The organism is Candidatus Micrarchaeia archaeon (assembly GCA_041653315.1).
In the GTDB taxonomy this organism is placed as follows: domain Archaea; phylum Micrarchaeota; class Micrarchaeia; order Anstonellales; family JAHKLY01; genus JAHKLY01.
In genome coordinates this window covers 1-9,124 of the sequence record JBAZFO010000042.1, presented here as the reverse complement: position 1 = coordinate 9,124, position 9,124 = coordinate 1, and the positions used below count along the sequence as shown (strand labels likewise).

The window sequence follows — 9,124 nt, the reverse complement described above, 5'->3', positions numbered from 1 at the left end:
CAAGAAAAAGATAAAAAACAGGATGAAAATAAAAGCTGTGTAATTGGTTTTATTAAAACAGAACCAAAATATATGGGCCCTTTAAGGAGGCTTTATATATCCAGTGTAATAATAGATAAAAGAGAGCAGGGAAAAGGTTATGGTAAAGCGCTTATGAAAGATATTGAAGATAAAGCAAAAGCGCAAGGTTTTGATGAAATAACTTTAGATGTAAGCGCAGATAACGAGCGCGCTGTAAAATTCTATGAAACATTGGGTTTTGAAATAGCAAAGTATTTAATGAGAAAAACTTTATGAATTAAGAATTATAATATTAAAAGAATGTAATACAAATGAAAAATGATAAAGTGATTATATGAAAATAAAAAAGATTATAAAAGATGTTTTTATACAAAAAAAAGCGCCTTGGTGGTTAAAATACGATTTTTTAATATTAATGTTAATTTTTTTAACAAGTGTTATATTCAAGTATTTACAAGGGGCTTTTCCTAAAATAGGTGCACAAATATTTTTATTATGGGGGGCACAGAATATGTTTAAATTAAGTTATTGGTCTTTAATACAAAAGAAACAAAATGCTCTAAGATCAGTAGTTCCATTTGTTTATGCGAGAGATGGAAAATTTAGTACATTAGTATTATTAATATTAGGATTAATACTTTGCTTTTTTGCATTAATTATTATTTAAGAGATGAATAAATGTCAAAAGATTATTATAATGTTTTAGGAGTATCAAAAGATGCTAGCGCTGAAGAGATTAAAAAAGCATATAGAAAATTAGCTATGAAGCACCATCCAGATAAAGGAGGGGATCAAGAAAAATTTAAAGAATTAAGCGAAGCATATGCAGTTCTTAGTGATCCGCAGAAAAAACAAATGTATGATACTTATGGGGATGAAGGATTCCACCAGCAATTTAGTCAGGAAGATATTTTTAGAAATTCAAATTTTGAAGATATTTTCAGAGAATTTGGTTTTTCATTTGGAGGAATGGGTTCTAACCCATTTGCAGATTTATTTGGTTCTTCTTTTAGTGGAAGAAGAAGGGAAAGGGGTGCTGATTTAGAAACGTATTTAGAAATCTCATTAGAAGATGCAGCTAAAGGCATAAAGAAAAAAATGGAAATAAGACATGCAGTTAAATGCGAAAAATGTAATGGCCAGGGAGGAACAGGAAAAGAAACATGCAAAACATGTAATGGAAGAGGTATGGTTCAAACTGCAAGAAATTTTGGAGGTATGAGATTTGTTTCAACAGGTGCATGTCCAACTTGCAGAGGAAAAGGATTTATTATAAAAAATAAATGTTCGAATTGTGATGGAACAGGAAGAGATAGAAGAACTGAAAAAATTACAATAGATATACCAAAAGGAATATTTAATGGTGCAACTTTGAGATTAGAAGGACAGGGAGATTATGCAAAAGATATCCCAGGAGATTTATATTTACATATTCGTGTAAAACCTCATGAATTATTTAAAAGAGATGAAAATGATTTAATTTTAGAAATACCTATCTCATTTGGTCAAGCAGCAATAGGAGATGAAATTGAAATACCTACCTTATTAAATGGAAAACAAAAATTAAAAATACCTGCTGGAACACAAACACATGAAACATTTATTCTTAAAGGAGAAGGTATGCCGCGCATAAGAGGCAGAGGAAATGGCGACTTAATAGTGCGCGTAATTGTTCATACACCAATTAATTTAGACGGCGCGCAGAAAAAGGCGCTTAAAGATTTATTTTCAAAAGATACTATGCAGGACCAAGGTTTCTGGAAAAGGATTTTTGGTTAAAATTAAATTGAAGTAGGAAAATAAACGTATTTGTATTCATCTAAGAATTTTGTAATTTCATATGTATAAATATATTCCCCAAATTTTTCTTTCATATTATAAATTATTTTTTTAAGTTCTTCTTCGCTGTTTACTTCAATCTCAAATTCAATATCCCATCCGCTTAAAATTTTATTCTTATAAATTGAATTGGGGTGATGATTTACATAGTTTTCAATTTGCTTTTTTTGTATTTTTGGTATTTCTGATAATATAATATTTATTTTATAATGTATTAAACCAATTTTTTTTAAATTAAAAAGTGTTCTATATCCAATAATTACTTGTTTTTTTCTTAGTGTTTTTAAATGTTTTCTAATAGTTTTTACATTTGATTTTAGTTCTCTTGCTATTTGTATTGTTGACATTCTTGCATTATTACTTATTAATTTGAGAATTTTTAAATCTAAATCAGTTAATTCTATCTTATTTGGAATAGAAATAAATGTTTCTCCTTTTCTTTTTTTAATTTCTTCTCCTTGATCTATTAAATATTCTCTATGAAAATATATTACATTTGTGAATATAGATAATTTTTGTTTTTCAATATTTGAACTATAAATACTATTAAATTTATCCCAAAATAACTCAAAATCAGATATTTTTTTAACACATATCCAAATACTTAAACCCCAATTTCCCTGTATATTTCCAATCCATAATATATTTTGAATATTTTTTAGATATTTTATTATTTCCTCTTCTTTTGCAGGAGTCGTTTCTTTAAATTTTAACATAATTCTAAAAGAAGATAATCCAAGTTTACCTACATCAATTAATGTTGTATATTGTTTGATAATCCCTTTTTCTTCAAGTTTTTGTATTCTATATTTGACAACTTCTTTTGACAAACCAACTTTTTTGCCAATTTTAGCGATACTTTCTCTTGCATTCAAATCTAATTGATAAAGAATCTTTCTATCTTTCAAATCCAACTCTTTTAAGAGATATTTATTATCCATATTTTAATATTAGGGGTAGAAATATTAATAAATATTACCTTTTTATTAAAAAAAATAATAAAACATTTAAAATACATGTTTATTCATAATTATTAACATGAACACAAAAAATTTAGCAATGGAAGAGATGAAAAAAACTGCAATTAGTGTTAATTCATCTATTTTTCATTATTTAGAACCTTTAAAAGAAGAAAATTCTTCACTATATCAGATTGCTTCTTATCTTCCCAGATTACGTATTTCTAACTCACAACCAACTTTAAGACCTTTTTTAGTTAGATTAGGTTATGAAATTACAGGCGGAAAAGATTATTTAGATATACTTCCAATTATGGCAGCAGTTGAACTTTTGAATATGTCTACGTATGTAATAGATGATATTTTTGATAATTGTCCTTTGAGACAAGGAAAAAAAGCAGTTCATGAGAAATATGGTGAAGCAAATGCAGTAATTACAGGAATGCTTTTGAGAGAAATTGCAGAAGAAAATTTACATTCTGTTACAATCCCAGAAAATAAATTAAAACAAATATTAAAATTATTTGTTGAAACACATAAAACTATTTATATTGGTCAATACTTAGATTTAGATATAAACAATAAAAAAATAACAGAAGAAGAATATATTAAAAGATCATATTTAATTACAGGAGCATTTATTAAAAATTGTTTACTTTTAGGAATGTATGTAAATACTGTTGATGATAATACATTTTCGGCTATTGAAACTTTTGGAAAAAATTATGGAATTGCACTCCAAATAAGAAATGATTTAATGGATTTTATTCTTTCAAAACAAATAATTTATAAAGATAAAATTCCTTCTTCTAGTTTAAAAGGCGTTTCACATGTTGATGTTAAAGAAGGTAAACCTGTTTTACCAATAATTCATGCTTTAGAAAGTTCTTCTAAATTTGAAGAACAAATTATCAAAAAAGTGTTGGGCAATCAAAAAGCAACACCTTCTGATTTATTAGAATTAAATAAAATTCTTAAAAATTTAGGATCCTTTGAATATACAATTAAAAAAGTAGATGAATATAGAAAAAAAGCTATTAATGCTTTATTTTCTGTTTCTGACTCTAAGACTAAAACAATATTATTGGGATTAACCCAATTAATAGATAATATTTATTCTTGGAAATTTACTTTTTAAGATTTATAATTTAATTAAAAATAACTTAAAATTAATTAGTTTGTTCTTTTGAGCGAACAAAATTGCTTGTTTTTGTTCTTTTGAGCGAACAAACTACTTAAAAAGACTTAAAATTTAGTATTTTGTTCTTTTGAACGAACAAAATTGCCTGTTTTTGTTCTTTTCAAAGAACATGCATTAAATAGTATATTTAAATAAGTGTGTTTTATAGTGTGTTAAGCTTTTTGTCCATAAAAATGGATAATATTAACTTATTTTGTCCAAAAATATGGACAGTTTATAAATAAAATCCCAATTTTCCTTAGTTTTGTCCATAAAAATGGACAAAAAGCACTTAAATTGTCCAAAAATATGGACAAAGTATTAAAAATATTTCTTTTATAAAATAATTATGGATGAATTTGAATTTATTAATATAATGGAAAAAAAGAAAAAAGAACATGCAGATTTTGTTAAAGATCTTAAAAAAAGAGATGTTTTTTATGATATAAAAAAACACATAACACAAAAAAACTTGTTTATATTTTATGGTTTAAGAGGAATAGGTAAATCAACTACTTTATATCAAATTTTAAATAATTCTGAAGCTATGTTTATTGATGGCACAACTTTAAATTATTATAAACTTGGTTTAGTTGAGGTAATTAATGAGTATATAAAACATAATAAATCAAATATTTTATTAATTGATGAAATAACAGAATTAAAAGACTGGTCTAAAGCATTAAAGGTGTTATATGATAATTATAATTTATCTATTATTGCTACTGGATCATCCGCAATAGGTATTTCTATTAAAAATAAAGAAATAATAAGAAGAGCTATAATAAAAGAAATTCCTCCCTTGACTTTTAGAGAATATTTAAGATTAAAATATGATAAAAATTTTAATATTTCTACTAAAGAAATATTTTTATCTGAACCCAAAGATGGATATATAAAAGCACAAACAATATTTCTTAAATTTCCTGATTTATCTAAAGAATTTAATGAGTATCTTAAATTTGGTTTTCCATTATCTTTTGAAAGGCCAATAGAATATACCTCAGAAACAATATTAAGCAAGATTATTGTTGATGATTTTCCAGGTATTTCAGGATTTAATATTGAGGTTTCTAACATTGCAAAAGGTATTGTTAATATTTTGGCATTATCTTCTCCAGATGTAATTTCATTATCTACTTTTTCTAATTCGTTAGATTGTTCAAAAACTACAGTTTCAAATATATTGAATGCTTTTGTGTTATCTTCTTTACTAATCCCAATATTGTCAGATAAACAAAGTTCTGTTAAAATTCGCAAAGAACCAAAATATTTATTTAGTTCTCCAGCAATAAGATATGGTTTAGCATTAAAACTTGTTGAAAAGCCGGATATTGGTTTATTAAGAGAAGATTTTTTTGTTTCTTCATTTAAATACACTGATTTTAAAATTGAATATTTAAGTGGATTAAAAAAACACCCAGATTATTTAATTAAATATAAAGAAAAAAGAATAATGGTTGAAATTGGAGGTCCTTCTAAAACCACAAAACAATTGAAAAAAGGAATTTTATTAATTGATAATTATAAAATAGATTATAAAGATGAAATTTTAATACTTCCTCTATACTTTGCTGGGTTTTTATAAATAGATAAAGATAAATGATAATTATAAAATAATTGTCAATTAAATCTTATTTAGTTTAATATTTATGAATTTAGGTTTTATATTTGAATTTTTTAATTATCAAAACCTGGAGCACTAGATACTTAAACACATACTTTTAGTTATTTCTTTAATTCTTTTAAAATAGTTCTAATTTTTTCCCAATCTTTTTTTTGTTGGTTGTTCTTTCTTGTTATTCTTGCTCGTAAAGATGTATGATATATTGGATAAATCCAAGGATTTGTAGTTTTTACTACGGTTCCAATATTCTTTTTTAATTTAAATCTTTTAAGTTCTTTACTATTTTGGTCTTTAAATCTTAATTTAATAGCTTTTAGAGCACTATTCCCAAGAGTAACTATCAGTTTTGGTTTCATTATTTCTATTTGTAACTCTAACCAATCTTGACAATTTTTAATTATTTGAGTTTTAGGAGTAGTATCGTTATATCCTTCTTTTTTTGGGTAACATAAACAGGCATTAGTAGTAAAAATCTCTTTTCTTGAGAGGTTTGTTAAACTAAAGCAATATTTAAACCATTTTGCAGAAGGATCATTATTATCAAAGGAAATATAATTTGATCCACCAGCACCAATTCTACCAGGTCTTTCATTTATGAACATTACTTTGACGTTCTTATAACCATTTTTTGGATCGGGAAGTGGAACACAGAGTTCATGAGGATAACATTTCCTACATTTTTTTACTTTTTTAAATAGTTTAACTATCTCTTTATCTTGTTTCATTCTTTTTCCCTTTTCTTTAGTTTTAACACATAAGTTAAATGAAGTGCAACTAATTTTGTTGTTAATTGGTGAGACCATTATTTTTATTCTCACTTAGTTTTCATCCTATTGAACAGTTTCCACAACTGTATACACTATTTATTACTAATAATTTATAAATTTAATTTTTATAAATTATTTTTGTATTTTATTACTTTGTCTGTATTTTCTTAAACTTCCGATTTTTTCAGCAAAAGATTCTACTGTTCTCCCTTCATAACCTTCTACTATTATTTCAGTTCCATACTTAAATTTTATTTTTTCTTTATTTTTTAATTTTTTTGGTTTTTTTATATCACATCTCCCACTTGATTTTTTATAATATTGCAATTTTACCTGCTTGTGTGATTTTAAAATCTTCATCTACAAATCCTTTCATGCGCAGGCGCTTTAGATATTGATATAAAAGACCTCTTGTTTTCCCAAGATCTTCGGCAAGCGTATTAACTTTTATTGCGCCTTTTTCTTCTATTGTTTCAAGTAAGACACGTTCGATTTCATTTAAATCATATGCCAGTTTTGGTAGTTCAATAAATTCATTATTCTCTTCAGTTGAATAATGAATAGAACAAATCTGTTCTGATCGTGCGTAAGCTCCGTAAATAACACCTAACATCAAAGTTTTTCTGCCACCAGTAATATTTATGTATATATCTGAATTTTTTGATTTTTCTTTTTCAATAATATCAATTGTTTTCTTAGCTACTTGATAAATATCATACTGTTTAACATATTCTATTTCAATGGTCATTACTTTAGAAAACATTTCTTTTATTGCATTAATGCTTTTTTTTGCTTTTTCATCTGGTTTCTCATCTGTAAGAAGTATGAGTTTATTTGGTGAAAACTTATGTATACTTGGAACTACTGGCTCAGCTGAATATAGCGTAGACATTAGTGTTTTTGAATCCCCCATTGTCTTATCTTCTATTATAATGTTTAAATATTTTTCGGACATTTAAATCCCCAAATATAGCTCACTTTTTGGTTTTGGGTTCATTGAAATACAGTAATAAACTTCATTTTTTAAATAATCATGTTCAAGTCTTAATCGCTTTAAACAACAGTTTACAAACTTTGTATTTTTCAATATAAAAAAATTCAAATAACAAACTCCCATTTCCTTTAAATCCACCCCTAATTTTTCCTCAATTCTTTTATGAGATACTATTTTCTCTATATGTTCATTGTTACTTTTTGAAAAGTAAAATTCATCTTTTTTTTCTGGTTTTTCTGCATTTAAAAAATAAAAAATACCTCCAAAATCATCATTTGATATATTAAGTAAATATAGGTTTTCCGGAATTCTAAATTCTTTATCAAAATCTGTTTTTTTGATTAAAAATACCTTTTGCCCTCCAAAAATTCCTTTTTGGATTTTTGTTTTTTTATTTGTTTTCATACAATCACCTCTTAATATAAAACTATTTGATCATAAAGTTCTTTGTCCATTTGCATAAATGCTTCATCAAGTGTAATATCTGGATATTTTTTAATAAGTTCTTGATTTTTTCTGATTATAATTTCATTTGAATTCTCTTTCATTTGATTAAGAAATTCTTCAACTTTTTCACATCTTTTTCTTTCCAGCGTAAAAGGCAAGGTTGATATAGACACAACTTTAAATTTTGATTTTAATGTTTTTGCTATTTCTGGTGCTAATGAAGTTCCTGTTTTTCCACCAATTCCATTAACAATAAATACTGTTGAGATATTTTTCAATTGTTTAAGACTATTTAAATTAAAATCTTCTATATCAATCACTTCAATACTGCTGTCTTTTTGTGTAGAAACCTTTTCTGCATTAGAAACACCTATAAATTTACCTTTTAATCCTAATTTTTTTAGATGCACTATGGAATTTACTCCACATCCACCAACTCCAATTATTAATTTTTCTTCCATGTTATCTCACCCCAAAAACTTAAACATGTCCGTCCCCAGTTTATTTGTATAGTATACAGTTATAATGTATAACAAAAGTGTTTTTAAATGTATGTATTTAAAATAAAAATATGGAAAAAACATTACTAAATAAAGAAAAGCAGGATATTTTAAATTATGAAGGAAACACCTTAGTAATAGCAAATCCAGGAACAGGTAAAACTCTATTATTGGCGCATAAATATGCGCATTTGATTGAGAAAGGAGAAAAACCAGAAGATATTTTATGCTTAACTTTTACAAAAAAAGCAAAGTCAGAAATGGAAGAAAGAATACTTAAAGTTTTAAAACAAAAAAACATTGATATTAATATAAATAATTTGAATGTATTTAATTTTCATTCATACGCTTTAAATTATTTAGAAGAAGATGAGGTAGTATCTTCAAATTTTCTAAGATTTTTTATTTATAAATATTTTAAAGATAATGAAATATTAAATTATGGAGATGATTATTTATTAGATACAATTGTTCCTAAAATGGAAAATTTAATCAGATATCTAAAAAGCTTTGGTATAAAACCTAATAATATAAATTTGAAAGAGCTTCAGTTAAATTTAACTGAATATGGAAAATTATCAAAAGAAGAAATGGATAACTTTGCAGAGTATTTCATAAAAACCTATGAATTTTATGAAACAGAGAAAACAAATTTAGATTATTCAGATATGCTTTTGGAATTTAAAAGCATAAAAAATAAGCCGAAATTTAAACATGTTTTAATTGATGAATTGCAGGATGTCAATATCATAGAAGCAGATATAGCTTTCGAATCAGGAGAAACTTTTTT

The 9,124-nt window shown here is 25.4% G+C and carries 12 protein-coding genes; 6 read left to right on the top strand and 6 right to left on the bottom strand.

What is annotated here, in order from left to right; translation table 11 throughout:
* The 3 genes from WC356_06715 to dnaJ form a co-directional block, all read left to right on the top strand.
* The coding region (locus WC356_06715; protein ID MFA5382834.1) for a GNAT family N-acetyltransferase at window positions 1–297 on the top strand (297 nt) is incomplete at its 5' end.
* 58 nt (window positions 298–355) lie between these two features.
* Window positions 356–688, top strand: a complete 333-nt coding sequence (locus WC356_06710; GenBank protein ID MFA5382833.1) for a hypothetical protein — start codon at window positions 356–358, stop codon at window positions 686–688.
* A gap of 11 nt (window positions 689–699) precedes the next feature.
* Window positions 700–1,800 (top strand): molecular chaperone DnaJ, encoded by a 1,101-nt coding sequence (dnaJ, locus tag WC356_06705; GenBank protein ID MFA5382832.1) that lies wholly within the window; start codon window positions 700–702, stop codon window positions 1,798–1,800.
* A 2-nt stretch (window positions 1,801–1,802) separates the two neighbouring features.
* Here dnaJ and WC356_06700 read toward each other — a convergent pair whose 3' ends face one another.
* Window positions 1,803–2,801 carry a winged helix-turn-helix transcriptional regulator gene (locus WC356_06700; protein MFA5382831.1) on the bottom strand — a complete coding sequence of 333 codons (999 nt, stop codon included), beginning with the start codon at window positions 2,799–2,801 and terminating at the stop codon, window positions 1,803–1,805.
* A 97-nt stretch (window positions 2,802–2,898) separates the two neighbouring features.
* On the opposite strand from WC356_06700, the gene WC356_06695 reads away from it, so the two are divergent.
* Window positions 2,899–3,957 (top strand): polyprenyl synthetase family protein, encoded by a 1,059-nt coding sequence (locus WC356_06695; protein MFA5382830.1) that lies wholly within the window; start codon window positions 2,899–2,901, stop codon window positions 3,955–3,957.
* A 391-nt stretch (window positions 3,958–4,348) separates the two neighbouring features.
* On the top strand, window positions 4,349–5,587 hold the full coding sequence (locus WC356_06690) for an AAA family ATPase (protein ID MFA5382829.1): 1,239 nt from the start codon (window positions 4,349–4,351) through the stop codon (window positions 5,585–5,587).
* A 140-nt stretch (window positions 5,588–5,727) separates the two neighbouring features.
* On the opposite strand, the gene WC356_06685 is transcribed toward WC356_06690, so the two are convergent.
* The 5 genes from WC356_06685 to WC356_06665 all read right to left on the bottom strand — a co-directional run bounded on the left by WC356_06685 (window position 5,728) and on the right by WC356_06665 (window position 8,295).
* Window positions 5,728–6,351 carry a uracil-DNA glycosylase family protein gene (locus WC356_06685; protein MFA5382828.1) on the bottom strand — a complete coding sequence of 208 codons (624 nt, stop codon included), beginning with the start codon at window positions 6,349–6,351 and terminating at the stop codon, window positions 5,728–5,730.
* A gap of 174 nt (window positions 6,352–6,525) precedes the next feature.
* A complete protein-coding gene (locus tag WC356_06680; protein ID MFA5382827.1) occupies window positions 6,526–6,720 on the bottom strand; it encodes a hypothetical protein in 195 nt (64 codons plus the stop codon).
* Window positions 6,707–7,348, bottom strand: a complete 642-nt coding sequence (gene csa3, locus WC356_06675) for a CRISPR-associated CARF protein Csa3 (GenBank protein ID MFA5382826.1) — start codon at window positions 7,346–7,348, stop codon at window positions 6,707–6,709. The genes WC356_06680 and csa3 overlap by 14 nt, the downstream gene beginning before the upstream one ends.
* Window positions 7,349–7,792 (bottom strand): hypothetical protein, encoded by a 444-nt coding sequence (locus WC356_06670; protein ID MFA5382825.1) that lies wholly within the window; start codon window positions 7,790–7,792, stop codon window positions 7,349–7,351. It abuts the gene before it with no gap.
* Window positions 7,793–7,803: 11 nt separating this feature from the next.
* A complete protein-coding gene (locus WC356_06665; protein ID MFA5382824.1) occupies window positions 7,804–8,295 on the bottom strand; it encodes a hypothetical protein in 492 nt (163 codons plus the stop codon).
* A gap of 110 nt (window positions 8,296–8,405) precedes the next feature.
* Between WC356_06665 and WC356_06660 the strand changes: the two genes are divergently transcribed.
* Window positions 8,406–9,124, top strand: a 719-nt coding sequence (locus WC356_06660; protein MFA5382823.1) for a UvrD-helicase domain-containing protein, incomplete at its 3' end; no start/stop codon positions are given.

Coding starts and splice junctions, on each gene's coding strand:
- WC356_06710 (MFA5382833.1), top strand. CDS start 356: ATGAAAATAAAAAAGATTATAAAAGATGTTTTTATACAAAAAAAAGCG.
- dnaJ (MFA5382832.1), top strand. CDS start 700: ATGTCAAAAGATTATTATAATGTTTTAGGAGTATCAAAAGATGCTAGC.
- WC356_06700 (MFA5382831.1), bottom strand. CDS start 2,801: ATGGATAATAAATATCTCTTAAAAGAGTTGGATTTGAAAGATAGAAAG.
- WC356_06695 (MFA5382830.1), top strand. CDS start 2,899: ATGAACACAAAAAATTTAGCAATGGAAGAGATGAAAAAAACTGCAATT.
- WC356_06690 (MFA5382829.1), top strand. CDS start 4,349: ATGGATGAATTTGAATTTATTAATATAATGGAAAAAAAGAAAAAAGAA.
- WC356_06685 (MFA5382828.1), bottom strand. CDS start 6,351: ATGAAACAAGATAAAGAGATAGTTAAACTATTTAAAAAAGTAAAAAAA.
- csa3 (MFA5382826.1), bottom strand. CDS start 7,348: ATGTCCGAAAAATATTTAAACATTATAATAGAAGATAAGACAATGGGG.
- WC356_06670 (MFA5382825.1), bottom strand. CDS start 7,792: ATGAAAACAAATAAAAAAACAAAAATCCAAAAAGGAATTTTTGGAGGG.
- WC356_06665 (MFA5382824.1), bottom strand. CDS start 8,295: ATGGAAGAAAAATTAATAATTGGAGTTGGTGGATGTGGAGTAAATTCC.